Here is a 20,547-nt window from a genome sequence, read left to right as displayed (position 1 = left end):
CGGTCAGCTCAGGATGCCGCGGCTGTACGCCCTCGCGACAGCCGCGGCACGGTCCTTGACGCCCAGCTTGCCGTAGATGTGGGTGAGGTGCGTCTTGACCGTGGCCTCGCTGATGAACAGCTCCGCGGCTATGGCGCGGTTCGGCGTGCCCTCGGCGACGAGCGCGAGCACCTCCCTCTCACGGGTGCTCAGCGGGTTCGTTGCCGAGGGCGCGTACGCGTGAGACGAGCCGGGAGGCGACCGCGGGCGACAGGACCGCCCCGCGCCGGGTCAGCTCGGTCATCGCGTCGACGCCGCCGCCGGGCATGCGCAGGTCGCGCTCGAAGGGACATCAGCCGATCGGTTGATGGCGGGGGTACGACCCCTGGGCCGCTCCCCGGGACTTACGACCATCGGAGTACCCCGTACGGTCCGAAACTCGGTGGGCTCTGTCAGTGGCGATCCGTAGGCTCGCTCCTGATGCCGAAAACAGATTCCCCCACCAAGGATCGGTCCACCGTACGGATACTGCTGCGCCTGTGGCCGTATGTGCGGCCGGTCCGAACTCGCATGATCCTCGCGGCGGTTGTCGCGATCGTCGCCTCCTGCACGGGCCTGGTCCTCCCCCTCGTACTGAAGTGGATGGTGGACGGCCCGGTGGCCGACGGGGACGGGGCGGGGGTGTGGCTCGGGGCGCTCCTGCTGCTTCTGTTCGGTGTGACGGAGGCGCTGCTCTTCGGGCTGCGGCGGTGGCTCGTCGCCCGGCCGCTGGCGAGCGTGGAGGCGTCGATGCGGGCGGATCTCTTCCGCCATCTCCAACGGCTGCCGGTAGCTTTCCATGACCGGTGGGCGTCGGGGCAGTTGCTCTCGCGCGGCACCACGGATCTGATGCTGCTGCGTATGTTCCTCGCGTTCCCGCTGACGTTCCTGCTGGTCAATGGGGTGACGATCGTGGTCGGCGTGATCATCCTGCTCGGGCAGGACTTCACGCTCGGCCTGGTGCTGCTCGCGCCCGTGGCGCCGATGGTGATCGTGTGCGCGTACTACGAGGGGCGGTACACCGCGGTGGCGCGGCGCGCGCAGGACCAGGTCGGGGATCTGACGACGGTCGTCGAGGAGAGCGTGCTCGGCATCCGCATCATCAAGGGCTTCGGCCGCCACCGCAGCCAGGCACGGGCGTTCCGCGAGCTGTCGCACACCCTGCGGGGCACGGAGCTGGCCAAGGCGCGGATCCTCGCGGCGGTCAACGCGGCGATCATGGCGCTTCCGGAGGCCGCGATCGGGGCTGCGCTCGTCCTCGGGACGGTGCGGGTCGCGGACGGCGACCTGTCGGCGGGCACGCTGGTCGCCTTCCTGTCGACGGCACTGGCGCTGCGCTGGCCGGTGGAGTCGATCGGCTTCCTGCTGGCGATGAGCCAGGAGTCGGCGACGGCCACGGAGCGGTACTTCGAGGTGCTGGACGCGGAGCCGGAGGAACCGGCCGTCGCCGCGGCCGCCGCCACCACCGCTGCCGCCGCTGCCCCCTCCTCCGCCTCCACTGCCTCCTCCCTCGCCGCCTCCACCTCCGCCGCCTCCGCCTCCTCCTCCACCCCCGCCCCCTCCGCCGCCCCGGGAGACGGCGGGCTCCGGTTTCACGGCGTGGAGTTCGCCTATCCCGACGCCCCGCCGGACGCGCCACCGGTCCTCAGCCGTATCGACCTCCATATCCGCCCCGGCGAGACCATGGCCCTGGTCGGCGCGACCGGCAGCGGCAAGACGACGCTCACCGCGCTGGTGCCACGGCTGCACGAGGTGACCGGCGGGCGCATCACCCTGGACGGCGAGGACATCGCGGCGATGGACCGCGAGCGCCTGCGCACGCTGGTGGCGGTCGCCTTCGAGGAGCCCACGCTGTTCTCGGCGACGGTCGGCGAGAACGTCCTGATGGGCGCCGAAGAGGGCGCAGGCCGCGCCGAGTTGGTCCGCGCCCTGGACGTCGCGCAGGCCGACTTCGCGCACTCCCTGCCCCAGGGCACCGCCACGCAGGTCGGCGAGCAGGGCCTGAGCCTGTCCGGCGGCCAGCGTCAGCGCCTCGCGCTGGCCCGCGCGGTCGTGGGCCGCCCCCGCTTCCTGGTCCTGGACGACCCGCTCTCCGCGCTCGACGTCCATACGGAGGCGCTGGTGGAGGCGGCGCTGCGGCGGGTCCTCGCGGACACGACCGCGCTGATCGTCGCCCACCGCCCCTCCACGGTCCAGCTCGCCGACCGCGTCGCGCTGCTCTCCGGCGGCCGCGTCACCGCCGTCGGCACCCACCAGGAACTGCTGCGGGAGAACGCGGAGTACGCCTGGCTGATGTCCGGCGCCGACACCCACCACACTGCCGAGGAGGCTGCCCGATGACCACCTCGTCGACGTCCACGTCACGGCCCGCGGAACCGGAGCGGCCGGAGCCCGCCGACGACCGTGCCCCGGGCCCCGTACTCCACAAGCCGGTCGGCCCCGAAGACCCGTTCGACAAGGACGATCTGCCCACGCCGCCCGGCGCCACCCGCGCGCTCCTGCGCTCGCTGCTCTCGCCGCTGCGCGCCCGCGTCCTCCTGGCCGCCGTGCTGCTGCTCGTCCAGCAGGCCGTCGTGCAGGCCGGACCGCTGCTCGTCGCGTACGCCATCGACCGGGGCGTGCCCGCAGTACGCGCCGACGACTACGGCCCGCTGATCGCGGTCGCCGTCGGCTATCTGCTCTGCGCGGGCGCGTCGGGCGCCCTGCAGTACGCGTTCATCGTCGCCTCCGCGCGCGTCAACCAGGACGTGCTGCTCGATCTGCGCGGCCGCATCTTCCGGCACGCGCAGGCGCTCAGCGTCGACTTCCACGAGCGGTACACCTCGGGACGGCTGATCTCCCGCTCCACCACCGACGTGGAGTCGCTGCGCGAACTGCTCAGCGAGGGCCTCCAGGAACTCATCACCGTCCTGCTCTCCTTCGTCTACATCTCGGCGATGCTGCTCTGGCTCGACATGGGCCTCGGCGCGCTGGCCGTGGTGTCCTTCGTGCCGCTCTACCTCCTCGTACGCCTCTACCAGCGGCGCGCCGGGGCGATGTTCCGCGACCGCTCGACCGCGATCGCCGCCGTCATCGTGAAGTTCGCGGAGACCATGAACGGCATCCGGCCGGTGCGGGCCTTCCGCAGGGAGCGGACGAACGACGCGGAGTTCGCCGTGCTCAACCGCCGGCACGAGCGGACCAACGGCGACGCGATGCTGGAGATGGCCCGCTATGTGGTCGGCTCGCGGCTCGTCGCGAATGTCGCCGTCGCCGCCATCGTCCTGTGGGGCGCGCACCGCGTGGCGGACGGCGGGCTCGCGCTCGGCGTGCTGGCCGCCGCCGTGCTCTATCTGCGGCGGCTGTACGACCCGATCGACCGGCTCGGCATGTTCCTCAACTCCTACCAGTCGGCGGCCGCGTCCCTGGAGAAGATCGCGGGGCTGCTCGCCCAGACCCCGACCGTGCCCGAGCCGGAGGCGGCCGTCGCGCGTCCGCTGCCCGCGTCGGATTCGGCGCACCCGGGCCGCGAGGTGCGGTTCGAGGGGGTGCGGTTCGCGTACCGCACGGGCGGTGAGGTGCTGCCCCGCTTCGATCTGACGCTGCCGGCCGGGCAGACCGTCGCCGTGGTCGGCTCGACCGGCGCGGGCAAGTCCACGCTGGCCAAGCTGCTGGCCCGCTTCTACGACCCGACGGACGGCCGCGTCCTCCTGGACGGCGTCGACCTGCGTGAACTGGCCGGCGCCGAGCTGCGGCGCGGGGTCGTCATGGTGACGCAGGAGGCGTTCCTGTTCTCCGGGACCGTCGCCGAGAACATCGCGATCGGCCGCCCCGACGCCACCCGCGAGGAGATCGAACACGCCGCCAAGGCCATCGGCGCCCACGACTTCATCGCGTCGCTGCCGGACGGGTACGACACGGACGTACGCAAGCGCGGTGGCCGGATCTCGGCGGGCCAGCGCCAGCTGGTGGCCTTCGCGCGGGCGCTCCTCGCCGACCCGGCGGTACTGATCCTCGACGAGGCGACCAGTTCCCTGGACATCCCAGGTGAGCGGGCCGTGCAGCGCGCCATGCACACGGTCCTGCACGGCCGCACCGCCGTGGTGATCGCCCACCGCCTCTCCACGGTGGAGATCGCCGACCGGGTGCTCGTCATGGAGCACGGCCGCGTCGTGGAGGACGGCAGCCCGGCTCAACTCATCGCGGACACCGGGGCGTTCGCGGACCTGCACCGTGCGTGGCGGGAGAGCGTGGTGAGCTGAGCGGTCGGCCGGAGGCAGCCCCTGGAGCCACCTGCGGGCAACCTCCGGATACCGAACGTGCGCCACCGGCCAACGGACTGATTCCGGCCAACTCTTGATGCGCTCCTGACAGGAACATCCCTCCGGTGTCACTCTTCCCCTCGACCGCCGCACGGTTTTCAACAACGCGACGGTTTCTCGTGCACCACTCGTAATGCCCGTGACACACGCAACACCCCCTGTGCACCGCCCAGTTCTGCGTACCGCCTCGCTCTGCCCGGACGGCGATCCAGCCGTCCGGTAGCTCTGGCCGCGCACCGCCGCGGCCGCGCAGAAGGAGTCCGTGTTGAGAAGCACCTCCCACAGACGTGTCGCCGCCGCCGGCGCCCTCTCCGCAGTCGCCGCCCTGCTGGCCGTCGCCGTCCAGGCGGCCCCCGCATCGGCCGACGACCCCGCGGCGAAGGCCGCCCCCGCCGCGGCCCAGAAGCTCGGCAAGGTCGACCCCGGCGCGCTCGCCGCCAAGCTCTCCCCCGCCCAGCGCGCGCAGCTCATCCGCGACGCAAACGCCACCAAGGCGGACACCGCCGAGGACCTGGGCCTGGGCGCCAAGGAGAAGCTCGTCGTCCGCGACGTCACCAAGGACCGTGACGGCACGGTCCACACCCGCTACGAGCGCACCTACGACGGTCTGCCCGTCCTCGGCGGCGACCTGGTCGTCGACACCGCGAAGTCGGGGAAGACCGAGGGCGTCACCAAGGCCGCCAAGGCGCGGCTCAAGGGCATCGACATGAGCGCCGAGGTCAAGGCGTCGGCCGCGGAGAAGCAGGCGCTCGGCGCCGCGAAGGCCGAGGGCTCGAAGAAGACCGAAGCGGACCGGGCGCCGCGCAAGGTCGTGTGGATGGCCAAGGGCAAGCCGGTCCTCGCGTACGAGACCGTGGTAGGAGGTCTCCAGCACGACGGCACGCCGAACGAGCTGCACGTCGTCACCGACGCCGCCACCGGCAAGAAGCTCTTCCAGTGGCAGGGCATCGAGAACGGCACGGGCAACACGCAGTACAGCGGCCAAGTGCCGCTGGGCACCGCCCAGTCGGGGTCGAACTACACCCTCACCGACACCGCCCGCGGCAACCACAAGACGTACAACCTGAACCGCGGCACCTCCGGCACCGGCACCCTCTTCTCGGGCGCCGACGACGTGTGGGGCAACGGCCTGCCCTCCAACCTGGAGACCGCGGGCGCCGACGCCCACTACGGCGCCGCGCTGACCTGGGACTACTACAAGAACGTGCACGGCCGCAGCGGCATCCGCGGCGACGGCGTCGGCGCGTACTCGCGGGTCCACTACGGCAACAACTACGTCAACGCCTTCTGGTCGGACGGCTGCTTCTGCATGACGTACGGCGACGGCGCGGGCAACGCCAAGCCGCTCACCTCCATCGACGTGGCGGCCCACGAGATGACGCACGGCGTGACGGCCGCGACCGGCAACATGACCTACAGCGGCGAGTCCGGCGGCCTCAACGAGGCCACCTCGGACATCTTCGCGGCGGCCGTCGAGTTCAATGCCAACAACCCGCAGGACAAGGGCGACTACAACGTCGGCGAGAAGATCGACATCAACGGCGACGGCACCCCGCTGCGCTACATGGACAAGCCGAGCAAGGACGGCTCGTCCAAGGACTCGTGGTACTCGGGCATCGGCAACATCGACGTGCACCACTCGTCGGGTGTCGCCAACCACTTCTACTACCTGCTGAGCGAGGGCAGCGGCAAGAAGGAGATCAACGGCGTCCAGTACGACTCGCCGACCTCCGACGGCCTGCCGGTGACCGGGATCGGCCGGGACAAGGCGTCGCTGATCTGGTTCAAGGCGCTCACCACGAAGTTCACGACCACGACCAACTACGCGGCGGCCCGCACCGGGACGCTCGCGGTGGCCGGTGAGCTGTACGGCACGACGAGCACCGAGTACAAGGCGGTCGCCCACGCCTGGGCCGCGGTGAACGTCGGCGCCCGCCCCGGCGGCGAGGAGCCCGGCGGCACCTCGTTCGAGAACACCACGGACGTCTCCATTCCGGACAACGGCGCCGCGGTCACCTCCACCGTCGACGTCACCGGCCGCACCGGCAACGCGCCCAGCGCCCTGAAGGTCGGCGTCGACATCGTGCACACCTGGCGCGGTGACCTCCAGGTCGACCTGGTGGCCCCGGACGGCACGGCGTACCGCCTGAAGAGCACCAGCTCCTCGGACTCTGCGGACAACGTCAAGGAGACCTACACGGTCGACGCCTCCTCCGAGGTGGCCAACGGCGCCTGGAAGCTGAAGGTCCAGGACAAGGCCGCGCAGGACACCGGCTACATCAACAGCTGGAAGGTCACCTTCCCGTAAGTCACCATTCCCGTAAGCCCCGCCCAGCACGGAAGTTCTGATCGGCACCGAGACACGCCGCCGCCCCGGGTGATCAAATCCCCGGGGCGGTGCGCGCGTTCCGGGGCCCTGCCCGTTCAGGCCCTGTCCGCATTACGTATGTTGACCACCGTTCAACGGATCATTTCCGGCCAATATCGCGTCAGAACCCTGACATGTACCTGGCCCGAATGACACGCTTCCCCGCATCCCTCGCAAAAGGAGCCTGCGTGACCTCCCAGATATCCCGTAAGCGTTCGACGCTCGTGATCGCCACCGCCGTCGCCGCCGGAGCGCTGCTCACCGCCGGACTGACCACCGGCGCCTCCGCCCAGCCGGACAAGAACGCCGCCGCCCCCGGCGCGCCCGGCGCCCTGTCGACGTCGGCCCGCGCTGCCCTCCTCCAGGACGCGAAGGCCGACAGATCGGCGACCGCCGACCGGATCGGTCTCGGCGCCAAGGAGAAGCTCGTCGTCCGCGACGTCGTCAAGGACGGCGACGGCACCACCCACACCCGCTACGAGCGCACCTACGACGGCCTGCCCGTCCTCGGCGGCGACCTCGTCGTGCACACCGCGAAGAGCGGTGAGGTGAAGGGCGTCACCAAGGCGACCGAGGCGTCCGTGAAGGTCCCCTCCACCGACGCGAAGCTCGCCAAGTCCTCCGTCGCGAAGTCCGCCGAGTCGACCGCCGCGAAGGCGAAGACCGCGCAGGCCGACGCGCGGGCCCCGCGCAAGGTCATCTGGGCCGCCTCCGGCAAGCCCGTCCTCGCCTACGAGACGGTCGTCACCGGTGTGCAGAAGGACGGCACGCCCAGCAGGCTGCACGTCATCACGGACGCCGCGACCGGCAAGAAGCTGTACCAGTACCAGGACATCGAGAACGGCACCGGCAACAGCCAGTACAGCGGCAAGGTCAAGGTCGGCTCGAAGAAGGGCACGAGCGGCTACGAGCTGACCGACAAGGCCCGCGGCGGCCACCGCACCTTCGACATGAAGCACGCGGAGAGCGGTTCGGGCAAGCTCTTCAAGGACGCCAACGACGTCTGGGGCAACGGCAAGCCCTCAAACGCGCAGACCGCCGCCGTCGACGCCGCCTACGGCGCCCAGCTCACCTGGGACTACTACAAGTCGGTGCACGGCCGCAAGGGCATCAACGGCGACGGCAAGGGCGCGACCTCGCGGGTCCACTTCGGCAACAACTTCGTCAACGCCTTCTGGGACGACAGCTGCTTCTGCATGACGTACGGCGACGGCGAGGGCAACAAGAAGCCCCTCACCTCGATCGACGTCGCGGCCCACGAGATGACGCACGGCGTCACCTCGGCGACCGGCAACATGGAGTACAGCGGCGAGTCCGGCGGCCTCAACGAGGCCACCTCGGACATCTTCGCCGCCGCCGTGGAGTTCAGGGCGAAGAACTCCAAGGACGTCGGCGACTACCTCATCGGCGAGAAGATCGACATCAACGGCGACGGCTCCCCGCTGCGCTACATGGACAAGCCGAGCAAGGACGGCGCCTCCCTGGACAAGTGGCGCGCCGGCGCCGGGAACGTCGACGTCCACTACTCCTCGGGCATCGCCAACCACTTCTTCTACCTGCTGTCCGAGGGCAGCGGCAAGAAGCGGATCAACGGCGTCCAGTACAACTCGCCGACCGCCGACGGCTCCAAGGTCCTCGGCATCGGGCGCGGCAAGGCCGAGAAGATCTGGTTCAGGGCCCTGACGAGGTACTTCACGTCGACCACCAACTACAAGGCGGCCCGTAAGGGCACGCTGCGCGCCGCGAAGGACCTTTACGGCGCGAACTCCACCGAGTACAAGCGCGTGGCGGCGGCCTGGGCCGGCGTCAACGTCAAGTAGCACACGGGCGGCTCCCCGTGCCCCGCAAGGGGCGCGGGGAGCCGCGCGCTCAGCCACAGGCGGCCCGCGAACGGGTCACCGCATCAGCACCCCCGCCTCTTCCCCCGTGGCCTCCGAGGGGCCGGCCACCAGCCCCAGCTCGGCCCCGCCGCTCAGCAGCCGGTGCGAGGGCAGAATCCGTACCGTGTAGCCGAACGGCCCCGTCCGGTCCAGGGCGAGCGGCCCCTCGTACACCCGGCGCCCCTCCTGATCGGGCCCGCTGACCGGCTTCAGCGGCACCGGAGAGGCATCGGCGAGGTGATCCTCCGGATCCACCCGCCCCGCGACGGCCTGCACCTCCACGTCGTCCGGGGTCAGCTCCCCCAGATACACCCGCACGCGCAGGGACAGCGTGGCGCCCAGTTCGGCGGTGGCGCCGGTCGCCGACGCCTCCACGTGGTCGACGGCGACACGCGGCCAGGCGGCGCGGACGCGGGCCTTCCAGGCGGCCAGTTCGACGGCGGCCGTGACGTCGAGCGCGCGATGGGCGTGGGCGGCGGGGACGTACAGCTCCTCGACGTACTCGCGGACCATGCGGCCCGCGAGGACCTTCGGGCCGAGCCGGGTCAGGGTCCTGCGGACCATCTCGATCCACCGGTCGGGCAGGCCGCCGGGGCCCCGCTCGTAGAAGCGGGGGGCGATACGGCGCTCCAGGAGGTCGTAGAGGGCGGCGGCCTCCAGGTCGTCGCGGCGGTCGTCGTCGGTGGCGGCGCCGTCCGCCGTGGGGATGGCCCAGCCGAAGTCGGGCTCGAACCACTCGTCCCACCAGCCGTCCAGGACGGAGAGGTTGAGGCAGCCGTTGAGGGCCGCCTTCATGCCGCTCGTGCCGCACGCCTCCAAGGGCCTGAGCGGATTGTTCAGCCAGACGTCGCACCCCGGGTAGAGCTTCTGCGCCATCGCCATGCCGTAGTCCGGCAGGAACACGACGCGGTGGCGCACCCGTGGGTCGTCGGTGAAGCGCACCAGTTCCTGGATGAGCCGCTTGCCGCCGTCGTCCGCCGGGTGGGCCTTGCCCGCGACGACGATCTGGAGGGGCCGCTCCGGGTGGGTGAGCAGCTCCATGAGCCGGTCCCGGTCGCGCAGCATGAGCGTAAGCCTCTTGTACGAGGGGACGCGGCGCGCGAAGCCGACGGTGAGGACGTCCGGGTCGAGGACCTCGTCGATCCAGCCCAGCTCGGCGGTGGCGGCGCCGCGCTGGCGCCAGGAGGCGTGCAGGCGCCGCCTGACCTCGTCGACCAGCTGGCCGCGCAGGGTGCGGCGCAGCTCCCAGATGTCGGCGTCCTGGATGTCGGCCACCGCGTCCCACCGGTCGGAGCCGCCCACCGACAGGGCGTGTTCGGTGCGCCGCTCGCCGATCTGGCGGGCGCCGAGCGCGAGGACCTCGGGGGCGACCCAGGTGGGGGCGTGCACGCCGTTGGTGACCGAGGTGATCGGGACCTCTTCGGGGTCGAAGCCCGGCCACAGGCCCGCGAACATCTCGCGGCTCACCGCGCCGTGCAGCGTGGAGACGCCGTTGGCGCGGCTGCCGAGGCGCAGGCCCATCACCGCCATGTTGAAGAGGTTGGGCTCGCCTCCCGGGTACGTCTCCATGCCGAGCCGCAGGATGTCGCCGACGTCGATGCGGGGCAGTTCGGCGGCGGGCCCGAAGTGGTGGGCGACCAGTTCGCGGTCGAAGCGGTCGATGCCGGCGGGGACGGGGGTGTGGGTGGTGAAGACGGTCCCGGCGCGGACCGCTTCGAGGGCGGCGTCGTACTCCACGCCCTGGAAGGCCAGTTCGTGAATGCGTTCGAGTCCCTGGAACCCGGCATGGCCCTCGTTGGTGTGGAAGACCTCCGGTTCGGGGTGGCCGGTCAGTCGGCAGTACGTGCGTACGGCGCGGACGCCGCCGATGCCGAGGAGCATCTCCTGGAGCAGCCGGTGCTCGCTGCCGCCGCCGTAGAGGCGGTCGGTGACGTCGCGCTCGCCGGGGTCGTTCTCCTCGACGTCGGAGTCGAGCAGGAGCAGCGGTACGCGGCCGACCTGCGCCTGCCACACGTGGGCGCGCAGCGAGCGCCCGCCGGGCAGGGCGAGCGCCACCCGGGCGGGCGTGCCGTCGGGCTCGCGGAGCAGGGCGACGGGGAGTTCGTTCGGGTCCAGGACCGGATAGTGCTCCTGCTGCCAGGCGTCGCGGGACAGCGACTGGCGGAAGTAGCCGTGCCGGTAGAGCAGCCCGACGCCGATGAGCGGCACGCCGAGGTCGCTGGCGGCCTTCAGATGGTCCCCGGCAAGGATGCCGAGGCCGCCGGAGTACTGCGGCAGGGCGGCGGTGATGCCGAACTCCGGCGAGAAGTACGCGACGGCGCGCGGCGGCTGCCCGTGCCCCCCTGCCTGCTCCTGGTACCAGCGCTCTCCGGTGACGTACTCGCGCAGCTCGTCGGCGGCCTCGCCGAGGCGCCGCAGGAAGTCCTCGTCACGGGCCAGCTCGGCGAGGCGTGCGGACGGCACGCCGCCGAGCAGCCGCACCGGGTCGCAGCCGGACGCCTCCCACAGGCCGGGGTCGACGGACCGGAAGAGTTCACGGGTGCGCGGATGCCAGGACCAGCGCAGGTTGCGGGCCAGCTCGGCGAGCTGACCGAGGGGGTCGGGAAGGACGGGACGTACGGTGAAACGACGGATTGCCTTCACGGTCTCCACCTTCGCGGGGATTCGCGGGGATTCACGGGGATGCGGCACATATCGACCTACGCGACACGAAGGTAGCGGCGGCCCGCCTTCCGCCACCACGGCGCACAGGGCGCACGTCCCGCGGTCCGGCGCCCCGTGGCGGGGCGCCGAGCGGCCCTCATCAGCGGAACCAGCTCTCCCGCTCCGCCCGCAACGGGTCGTCCACCAGGCGCGGCCCGTCCTCCCAGAGCCGGGTGGCGCGGCGGGCCAGCGTATAGCGCGGCCATGCCCCGCCCGGGTCGAGATCGCGGACGAAGGCGACCAGGGCGGCGTGCATCGCGTCGGCCAGACGCTGCGGCGGGCTCTGTCCGGCGGCCGCGGTGACCCCCTCGGCGTCGAGCAGGTCGAACGCGAAGGGCAGGTCCAGGCAGTGGAAGGCGAACCCTTGGCCGCTGCCCGGCGCGGGCGAGGTCCACCCGAATTCGTACAGCCAGGTCGGGCGTCGGCGCGCGGCACGCGCCTCGGCGACCTTGAGGTTCGGCGTGCGGAAGACGATGTCGGTCAGCTCCTGACCGCCGTACGCGTGGAACTCGTGCCGCGTGAAGCCGAGCAGCAGCGGCACGTCCGCGCCCGGCTCGCCTTCGGTCAGCTCGGTCAGCACCGGACGCGGGACCAGCTCGCCGTCGGCGAAAGGGGCGAGCAGCAGGCCGGGGAGTTCCACGCGGTCGGGGCCCGGCGCGTTCACCGCGTCCTGGAGCTCCAGGAGCCGCTCGTCGGGGAGAGCGCGCAGCGCCGCGGCGGTGGCGGGCACGCCGGTGCGCCGCGTGAACAGCTCGGACACGGCAAGGCCCGCCCAGCGCTCCTGCGGCTCCATCAGCGAGGCGGACATGGCGATCGCCGCGCGGAACAGGCCGCGCGCGGTGGGGGTCGCCAGCAGCGTCTGGACGGCGCCGCCGCCCGCCGACTGCCCGGCGACGGTGACCTTCGCGGGGTCGCCGCCGAACGCGGCGATGTTGTCGCGCACCCACTCCAGGGCGGCGATCCAGTCGCGTACGCCGCGGTTGTCCGGGGCGTCGGCCAGGTGCAGGAAGCCCTCGATGCCGAGCCGGTAGCCGATCGAGACGAGGACGACGCCGTCGCGGCTGAACGCGGCCCCGTCGTACCAGGGGCTCGCGGGGGAACCCGCGACGTAGGAGCCGCCGTGGATCCACACGAGGACGGGGAGCGCCGCGGTGGCATCCGGAGCGGGGAACGGGGCGGGCTCCGGGGCGGGCGTGAAGACGTTCAGATTGAGGATGCTGCCGTCGCCGGGGATCGACGGCTCGGGAATCGTGGCACCCGCGCCGAGGCCACGGCGCTGTGCGGTCGGCCCGTACGCGACCGCGTCCAGCGGTTCGGCCCATGACATCGGCTCCACGGGCGGCGCGAAGCGGAGGGCACCGACGGGCGGGGCGGCGTAGGGGATGCCGAGGAAGCGGACGCCGCCGGTGGCGCGGTGCTCGCCGCGGACGGGGCCGTGGGTGGTGGTGACGACGGGGGGCTCGGGCGTGGGAGGAGCGGACAGCACATTCGGCCGTATCCGCAAGAGTCCGCGAGGTCCGCAAGAGCGGCAACCCTCTGACCATGGGCCCGCACCCGCTGTAATCTCTGTGCTCTGTGAACTGCTGCCGCGGCACAGGAATTTACAACAGAAACACGGGGGGCGGAGCGCATGATCGGCCGGTTGCGGGACTCTTCGCCGCTGCGGGTGGGGCCGTACGAGACGCTGGCCCGGCTCGGTTCGGGCGGCATGGGTGAGGTCTTCCTGGCCACGCCGGGGCCGTACGAAACGGACGCGCTCGTCGCCGTGAAGGCGATCCGCAAGGACATCGCGGGCGACGCCGCCTTCCGGGCCCGCTTCCGGCGCGAGATAGCGGTGGCGACGTCCGTCGACAGCCCCTACGTCGCACGCCTCGTCGCGGGTGACGCCGACGCACAACAGCCGTGGCTCGCCACGGAGTACGTCGCCGGGCCGAACCTGGCCGAGGCCGTACGGCGGCACGGCGCGCAGCCCGTCGCTTCCGTCGCCGCGCTCGGCGCCGGGGTGGCCCGCGCGCTGGCGGCCGTGCACGCGGCGGGCGCCCTGCACCGTGACCTGAAGCCCGCGAACGTCCTGCTCGGCGCGGCGGGGCCCAAGCTCATCGACTTCGGCGTGGCGCGGGCGCTCGGCGCGACCACCATGACGTCGACGGGTCTGCTCGTGGGCACGCCCGGCTTCATGTCCCCCGAACACGTGGCGGGCGGCCGCCACGTGGTGGCCGCCTCCGACGTGTTCTGCCTCGGCTCGCTCCTGGCCTACGCGGCGTCCGGCAGTGACCCGTTCGGGGGCGGCCCGGTGGCGGCGGTCCTGTACCGCGTGTCCCGCGCCGAGGCGGAGCTGTCCTCCGTGCCGGAGCGGTTGCGCGGCCTCATCGCCTCCTGTCTGGCACAGGACCCGGCCCAGCGGCCGGAGCCGGCGGAGGTGGCGTCACGGTTGGCTGCGCTGGGGAGCACGGACGGTGGGGAATCCGGCAGCAGGCCCGAAGGGGCGGCGCCGTGGCCCGGTGCCGTGCTCGTCGACATCGCCGGCGTGCGGCGTGACGCCGAGCAGCTGTGTGCCTCGGGGCAGCCCCTGCTGCCCCTGCCCGCGCCACCGGCCGGCCCCGCGCACCCGCCGACGCAGACCCCCACCCAGACCCCGGCCGCGCCCGGCGGCCCGGAGCTGCACGGGCTGCCCACCATGAGTTCCGCGCCGCCCGCACCGCCCGCACCGCCGTCCCGGCGTGGCGTCGGGCGACGCGGTGCCATCGTCACCGTTCTCGCCGTGGCCGTCGCGGGCGCCGCTGTCGGTGCGCTGCTCGCCCTGCGCGGGGGTGACCCGGGCTCCGGGGAAGGCGGCGCGGGGAGTGGCTCCACCAGTGGGGGCGAGGCGCCCGGCGCCCGGAGTCCGGGCGCCGACAAGCCCTCCCTGTCCTCCGACCGGCTCATCGCCCGCGCGGGCGTCGACACGTCCGGCACCGCCGACCGCAGCGGCCAGGTCCCGCAGTACGAGGAGCAGCGCCCCAAGGGCTGGAAGCCGTGGCGGGCCGAGTTCGGGCACGCGCCGATGAGTTGCGCGGCCGACACCGGAGCTCTCGTCTGTCTGCTGACCAACGGCACGTACGAGGCGCGGGACGCCGCGGACGGGCACCGGCTGTGGACGTCGGACGGCCGCTCGGCGCAGGACCGGGACAGGAACGCCGAGGCGTACATCGGCCCGACCGGGGCGTTCTTCATGCCGGGCGACGGCCAGAGGCCCGTGGTGCGCGGCGGGACGACCGTCATCACGTACAAGGGGCGTGTCCAGGTCCGCGACTCGCGGACCGGCGACGTGCGGTGGACCGCCGGTGCGCCCGTCGGCAAGAAGGTCACATCGGCCCTGCTCACCGACGGCCATCTGATCGTCTCCTCGGAGGGCACACCGGACAGCGCGGACGGCCCGACGGGCGCCACGGTCCAGGCGTTCCCGCGCGAGCGCGGCGGTGCCGCCGTATGGACGTACGACCTCGCCACCGGGTCCCTGGCCAAGGCCGAGCAGGGCAACTACACGGCGGAGCTGGCGTACGACGGCGTCGTCTACGCGGATTCCAAGGACGGCGTCATCGCGATCGACGAGAAGAAGGGCGACCGCGTGGGCGGCGTCTACGACGACGGCCAGTGCCGCACCCTCATGGCGGACACGGCGTCGGACCGGCTCCTGTGCTCCCAGGTCATCGGCGACAGCGGTGACTTCGACGACCCGACCGCCGATCCCCAGACCCGCGTGACCAAGCTGGACCCCCGCACGCTCGCCGCCAAGGGGAAGTTCGGTTTCAAGGCCCCGCCGATCGGCGCAGACGGCCACCCTGGTCTGGACATCGTGGTGAGCGCGGTCGCTCCCCGCGCCGCCCTCGCGTACGACACGACGGGCGGCAAGCTGCTCGTCGCCGACGCGAGGAACGGCCGGATCATCCGCGAGGAACCGCTCACCGTCGTCGACCACCTCATCAAGCGCCCGGTCTCCTCCGGAGCGCTGATCATCGGCGACCGCGCCCTGACCGCCGACAACACCACCCTGCGCACGGTGCCGTTGACCGCGTCCGGCGAGGTACGCACGGTCGAGGTCCCCGGCGCCCCGGGCAACCGCGACCCGAAGCCGCCCGAGGACACCGGCACGGTCGTCGCGGACCAGCCGAAGCCGCCGACGGTCCTGCCGCTGGGCAACGTCGCCACGATCGTCTACGACCAGGGCACGGTCGTCTCGGTCGAGCTGCCCTCCTGAGCCCCGCGCCCCGCGCCCCGCAGCAACCTCCCTACGTACGTCGCCCCTTGGAGGAGCCGTGCTCGACCCCCTGTCCGGGCCGCCGCGCCACGTCGGCCCGTACCGGCTGATCGCCCTCATCGGCGCGGGCGGCATGGGCGAGGTCCACCTCGCCCGCGAGCCACGGCCCGGCGCGCCGCTCGTCGCGGTCAAGACGGTGCGGCCCGACCTCGAAATCGACCGGGAGTTCCGGACGCGTTTCCGCCGGGAGATCGCGGCGGCGCGCGCGGTGTCCGGGCCGGGCACGGCCGAACTGCTCGACGGGGACGCGGACGCCGAGATCCCGTGGCTGGCGACGGAGTACGTCGCGGGGCCCTCGCTCGCGGAGACGGTGCGCCGGTGCGGGCCGCTGCCGGCCGACGCGGTGCGCGCGCTCGGCGCCGGTCTGGCCCGCGCGCTCGCCGCGGTGCACGCCGCCGAGGTCCTGCACCGCGACCTGAAGCCGGGCAACGTCCTCCTCACCCCCGAGGGCCCGACCCTCATCGACTTCGGCATCGCGCAGGCCTTCGACGCGACGGCGCTGACGACCGCGGGGATGGTCGTGGGCACGCCCGGTTTCATGGCGCCCGAGCAGATCGAGGGCAGCCACGCGGTGGTGCCCGCCTCCGACGTGTTCACGCTGGGCGCGGTGCTGTGCTTCGCGGCGACGGGGCGCGGCCCGTTCGACGACCAGGAACTGGCCTCGGTGATCTTCCGCATCGCGCAGGGCGACGCGGATGTCTCCGCCGTGCCCGAGGGCGTACGTGAGGTCGTCACCGACTGCCTTCGCCAGGCGCCCGGCGACCGGCCCACCGCGGCGGGGCTCGCCGACCGGCTGGCGGATGCCGCGGATGCCGCGGGGACCGCCGTGCCGTGGCCGGGCACGGTGCTCTCCCTCTTCGCCGAGCACCGGGAGGCGGTGGCGCGCTGCGAACAGGCGCTGACGCGGGAGTCGTTCGCGGCGGCGGACACGGTGACGGGCGCGGGGACGGGCACGGACGGTCCTGCCCCGCACCCCTCGGCCGCCCGCCGCCGCCGGCCCTGGATCCTCGCGGCGGCATCGGCTGCCGTCGCGGTGACCCTGGCGGCGGTGCTGCTCCCCGGGAACGACGGGAACGACGGGGGTAACGGGGGCGGCGGAAGCAGCGGCGGCGCCGAGGCGGGCCGCAGCCCGGACGACAAGGGCACAGGCAAGGGCACGGGCACGGCGAACGCGCCCCGCATCGTCACCGAGTACGGAAACCCCGGCCGCACCGGCGACTTCGGCGCCGCGACGACCCGCGCGTCCGCCCGCCCCAAGGGCTGGAAGCCCTGGTCGGTGGCGCGCCCGAAGAGCCTGGACGACCAGGGCAACGGCTGTGTCCTGGTGGCGTCGACGCTGGTGTGCCGGGACGGCAAGGGCGCCGCGACGGCCCTGGACGCGGCGACCGGCGGCCACCGCTGGACATCGCGCGGCTTCCCGGTGAGCGGCGGCGATCTGCAGGGCGTCCAGACGCTGCCGCCCGAGAGCGACGGCGAGCGGGTGTACGTCCCCAGCGAGCGGGGCGTGATCGCGGTGGACCTCTCCTCGGGCACCGAACGCTGGCGCGAGCCGATGCCCACCGACGCGGCGGTCATGGCGCTCACCTACGCCCACGGGGTCGTCTACACTGCGGAGTTCGGCTTCTCGGACGAGGCGACGGGCGTAGGGAAGGCACATGTCCGCGCCCGTCGGGCGAGCGACGGCCGGGAGCTGTGGAAGTCGCCGCGCCTGCCCGCCAAGGTGCAGCACGCGCTTCTGGTCAAGGGCGACCGGCTGTACGCGGCGATCGAGGGCAAGGGTGTCCTGACCCTCTCCGCCGAGGACGGCAAAGTCGTCCGTAGCGCCCCGCAGCAGCCCTGTTCCGGCCTTCTCGCGTACCGCGCGTCCCTCCTGTGCTGGGGCGAGGACGCCCCCGGGATCCGCCAGCTCGACCCTCGTACGCTGGCCACGCGCCGCACCCTGGCCCCCGGCCTGGAACCCGCGCTCCCGCCGGTCGTGGGCGAGGCGGGCGTCCTGGTCGTGACGACCCGCAACGCCGACCTCGGCGACCCCGTCACGCACTACATGTCGGCCTACGACTGGCGTACGGGCAGACGACTGTGGCGGTACGGCGCCCCGCAGGACACCGCGACGGTGGCCCTGGCGGGCAGAAGGGTCCTCGCCGTGGGCCTGTACGAGATGTGGGGCCGCTCCACGGCCGACGACCTGGACTCGTACCGCAGGAAGAACATCCCCCTCCCCGACGGCGGGACGGAGTACGACGACCGCCGGCCGCTCGGCGCCGCCCTGTACGCGGGCGGCGCCCTCTTCGCCGCCACCGACGACGGCAGGATCCTCTCGGGCTACGCGCCCTGACGCGCCCGGCCACCGGGGGAGGCCGCGGCCACCCCGGCCGCTTTCGGCCATCACGGCACCGCGCCCACCGCCCCGGCCGGGGCCCCACACCCGAGCACCGGCGGCTCCGCCCCTCCCGGCTCGACGCGGCGGCCCGCGGCCCCCGCGCCTCCCGGGCCCGCAGGGCATATGCGCCTGGCCCGTACCAAACAGTGCATTTTCGGACCGGCCACGCCCTCCGCGGCGGGGCCGGTCTTGCATGTGCCGTTACGCACTAGTAGTTAACAAAGCGCCGGATTGCCCACCCGGAGCGGGTGGGAAGGCTCCTGCGGTACGCACTCCGGCCCGCCGCGGTCGGCACGCACCACGGAACCTCTCCACACCCCCGTATCCGTGCACGCGGACAGGAGCGGTCAGACATGCCACTTGGCTCGACCCCGCAACCGACCATCCCCGTTCTGGACGTCCGGCCGGCCGTCCACTGCGGCCGAAAACCGGCGAAGGCGGTGCCGGGCGAGACGTTCCAGGTGACCGCCACGGTCTTCCGCGAAGGCCATGAAGCGGTCGCCGCCAACGTCGTCCTGCGTGATCCCGAGGGCCGCCCGGGGCCCTGGACCCCGATGCGGGAGCTGGCGCCCGGCACCGACCGGTGGGGCGCGGACGTCACACCGGACGCCGAGGGACGCTGGACGTACGCCGTGGAGGCGTGGGGCGACCCGGTCTCCACCTGGCGGCACCACGCGCGGATCAAGATACCGGCCGGCCTCGACACGGACCTGGTCCTGGAGGAGGGCGCCCGCCTCCACGAACGGGCCGCCGCCGAGGTCCCCGGGGCCCAGCGGGCCGCCGTGCTCGGCGCGGCCCAGGCGCTGCGCGACACGGGCCGCCCACCGGCGGCCCGGCTCGCGGCGGCCCTCACCCCCGAGGTGGAGTCAGTGCTCACCCGGCACCCCCTGCGCGAACTCATCACGTCGTCACCGGAGTTCCCGCTCGTCGTGGAGCGGCGGCGGGCGCTTTTCGGGTCCTGGTACGAGTTCTTCCCGCGTTCGGAGGGTGCCGTCGTCCGTGAGGGGGCCGCGCCGGTGCCGGGGTCGTTCCGCACAGCGGCCGAGCGGCTGCCCGCGGTCGCCGACATGGGTTTCGACGTGGTCTATCTGCCGCCGATCCACCCGATCGGCACCACGTTCCGCAAGGGCCCGAACAACTCCCTCTCCCCCGGCCCGTACGACGTGGGCGTGCCGTGGGCGATCGGTTCGCCGGAGGGCGGCCATGACGCCGTCCATCCGGACCTGGGGACCCTCGACGACTTCGACGCGTTCGTGCGGCGCGCGGGCGAGCTGGGTCTGGAGGTGGCGCTGGACTTCGCGTTGCAGTGTTCGCCCGACCACCCGTGGGTGGACAAGCACCCGGAGTGGTTCCGGCACCGGGCGGACGGCTCCATCGCGTACGCGGAGAACCCGCCGAAGAAGTACCAGGACATCTACCCCCTCGCCTTCGACCGGGACATGCCGGGGCTGATCACCGAGACGGTGCGGCTGCTGCGGTTCTGGATGGGGCACGGGGTGCGGATCTTCCGCGTCGACAACCCCCACACCAAGCCCGTCGTGTTCTGGGAGGAGGTGATCGCCCGGGTCAACGGCACCGACCCTGACGTGCTCTTCCTCGCCGAGGCCTTCACCCGCCCCGCGATGCTGCACACCCTCGCGGCCATCGGATTCCAGCAGTCGTACACGTACTTCACCTGGCGCAACACCAAGGAGGAACTCACCGACTACCTCCGCGAGTTGACGGGCGAGACCGCGCACTTCCTGCGTCCGAACTTCTTCGTGAACACCCCGGACATCCTGCACGCCTACCTCCAGGAGGGCGGGCGCCCGGCCTTCGAGGTGCGCGCGGTGCTTGCCGCCACCCTCTCGCCGAGCTGGGGCGTCTACAGCGGGTTCGAGCTGTGCGAGAACACCCCCGTGCGGCCGGGCAGCGAGGAGTACCTGGACTCGGAGAAGTACCAACTACGGCCGCGCGACTGGGAATCCGCGGCCCGCGGCGGCGACACGATCGCTCCGCTCATCACCGAGCTGAACCGTGTCCGGCGGGCCAACCCCGCCCTCCAGCAACTGCGGGACCTGCACTTCCACCCCACGGACAAAGACGCGGTGATCGCCTACTCGAAGTCCGCCGCGGGCGCGCACGGTTCGAACACGGTTCTGGTGGTGGCCAACCTCGACCCCCACCACACCCAGGAGGCAACGGTCTCGTTGGACATGCCGCAGCTCGGCCTCGACCGGCACGAGTCCGTGCCGGTGCGCGACGAGCTCACCGGCGAGACCTACCACTGGGGCAGGGCCAACTATGTGCGCCTGGAGCCGGGCCACGCGCCCGCGCACATCTTCCGCGTCCTGCGACCGTCCTCACCGTCGATCGGAGGGTCACCCACACCATGATCGTCAATGAGCCCGTGCAGGACACCTTCGAGGACACTCCCGCCAAGGACCGGCATCCCGACTGGTTCAAACGCGCCGTGTTCTACGAAGTCCTCGTCCGTTCCTTCCAGGACAGCAACGGCGACGGCATCGGTGATCTGAAAGGCATCACCGCCAAACTCGACTACCTGCAATGGCTGGGCGTCGACTGCCTGTGGCTGCCGCCCTTCTTCAAATCCCCGCTGC

10 protein-coding genes and 1 pseudogene are annotated in these 20,547 nt (G+C 72.5%); 8 read left to right on the top strand and 3 right to left on the bottom strand.

Annotated elements, in window-relative coordinates; all coding sequences use genetic code 11:
* Positions 1–3: 3 nt before the first annotated feature.
* Positions 4–316 (bottom strand): annotated as a pseudogene (locus ACWDZ7_RS30270) (response regulator transcription factor); the annotation flags it as partial.
* 143 nt (positions 317–459) lie between these two features.
* Between ACWDZ7_RS30270 and ACWDZ7_RS30265 the strand changes: the two are divergent.
* The 4 genes from ACWDZ7_RS30265 (at position 460) to ACWDZ7_RS30250 (ending at position 8,507) form a co-directional block, all read left to right on the top strand.
* Positions 460–2,358 carry an ABC transporter ATP-binding protein gene (locus tag ACWDZ7_RS30265; protein ID WP_451801356.1) on the top strand — a complete coding sequence of 633 codons (1,899 nt, stop codon included), beginning with the start codon at positions 460–462 and terminating at the stop codon, positions 2,356–2,358.
* A complete protein-coding gene (locus tag ACWDZ7_RS30260; protein ID WP_451801354.1) occupies positions 2,355–4,259 on the top strand; it encodes an ABC transporter ATP-binding protein in 1,905 nt (634 codons plus the stop codon). Before ACWDZ7_RS30265 ends, ACWDZ7_RS30260 begins: the two co-directional genes overlap by 4 nt.
* Positions 4,260–4,584: 325 nt before the next feature.
* Entirely contained in the window at positions 4,585–6,627 is a 2,043-nt protein-coding gene (locus ACWDZ7_RS30255; protein WP_451801353.1) for a M4 family metallopeptidase, read from the top strand.
* 248 nt (positions 6,628–6,875) lie between these two features.
* Entirely contained in the window at positions 6,876–8,507 is a 1,632-nt protein-coding gene (locus tag ACWDZ7_RS30250; RefSeq protein ID WP_451801351.1) for a M4 family metallopeptidase, read from the top strand.
* A gap of 75 nt (positions 8,508–8,582) precedes the next feature.
* Here ACWDZ7_RS30250 and glgP read toward each other — a convergent pair whose 3' ends face one another.
* On the bottom strand, positions 8,583–11,210 hold the full coding sequence (gene glgP / locus ACWDZ7_RS30245) for an alpha-glucan family phosphorylase (RefSeq protein ID WP_451801350.1): 2,628 nt from the start codon (positions 11,208–11,210) through the stop codon (positions 8,583–8,585).
* 160 nt (positions 11,211–11,370) lie between these two features.
* On the bottom strand, positions 11,371–12,756 hold the full coding sequence (locus tag ACWDZ7_RS30240) for a carboxylesterase/lipase family protein (protein WP_451801349.1): 1,386 nt from the start codon (positions 12,754–12,756) through the stop codon (positions 11,371–11,373).
* 156 nt (positions 12,757–12,912) lie between these two features.
* Between ACWDZ7_RS30240 and ACWDZ7_RS30235 the strand changes: the two genes are divergently transcribed.
* The 4 genes from ACWDZ7_RS30235 to ACWDZ7_RS30220 form a co-directional block, all read left to right on the top strand.
* The gene (locus ACWDZ7_RS30235) at positions 12,913–15,507 is read left to right on the top strand and encodes a protein kinase domain-containing protein (protein WP_451801348.1); all 2,595 of its coding nucleotides are present in this window, start codon (positions 12,913–12,915) and stop codon (positions 15,505–15,507) included.
* Positions 15,508–15,565: 58 nt separating this feature from the next.
* Positions 15,566–17,902 carry a protein kinase domain-containing protein gene (locus tag ACWDZ7_RS30230; protein WP_451801347.1) on the top strand — a complete coding sequence of 779 codons (2,337 nt, stop codon included), beginning with the start codon at positions 15,566–15,568 and terminating at the stop codon, positions 17,900–17,902.
* A gap of 398 nt (positions 17,903–18,300) precedes the next feature.
* Complete coding sequence (locus ACWDZ7_RS30225) at positions 18,301–20,322, top strand: alpha-1,4-glucan--maltose-1-phosphate maltosyltransferase (RefSeq protein WP_451801345.1); 2,022 nt, start codon at positions 18,301–18,303, stop codon at positions 20,320–20,322.
* On the top strand, positions 20,319–20,547 hold a 229-nt coding region (locus tag ACWDZ7_RS30220), incomplete at its 3' end, for an alpha-amylase family glycosyl hydrolase (RefSeq protein ID WP_451801343.1). The genes ACWDZ7_RS30225 and ACWDZ7_RS30220, both read left to right, overlap by 4 nt.

Source organism: Streptomyces sp. NPDC003032 (assembly GCF_053591415.1).
The sequence above is the reverse complement of the archived record's forward strand: the minus strand, read 5'-3'. Positions and strand labels throughout refer to the sequence as shown.

What these genes read in the sequence shown, in the direction of transcription:
- ACWDZ7_RS30265 (WP_451801356.1), top strand. Translation starts at nt 460, where the DNA reads ATGCCGAAAACAGATTCCCCCACCAAGGATCGGTCCACCGTACGGATA.
- ACWDZ7_RS30260 (WP_451801354.1), top strand. Translation starts at nt 2,355, where the DNA reads ATGACCACCTCGTCGACGTCCACGTCACGGCCCGCGGAACCGGAGCGG.
- ACWDZ7_RS30225 (WP_451801345.1), top strand. Translation starts at nt 18,301, where the DNA reads ATGCCACTTGGCTCGACCCCGCAACCGACCATCCCCGTTCTGGACGTC.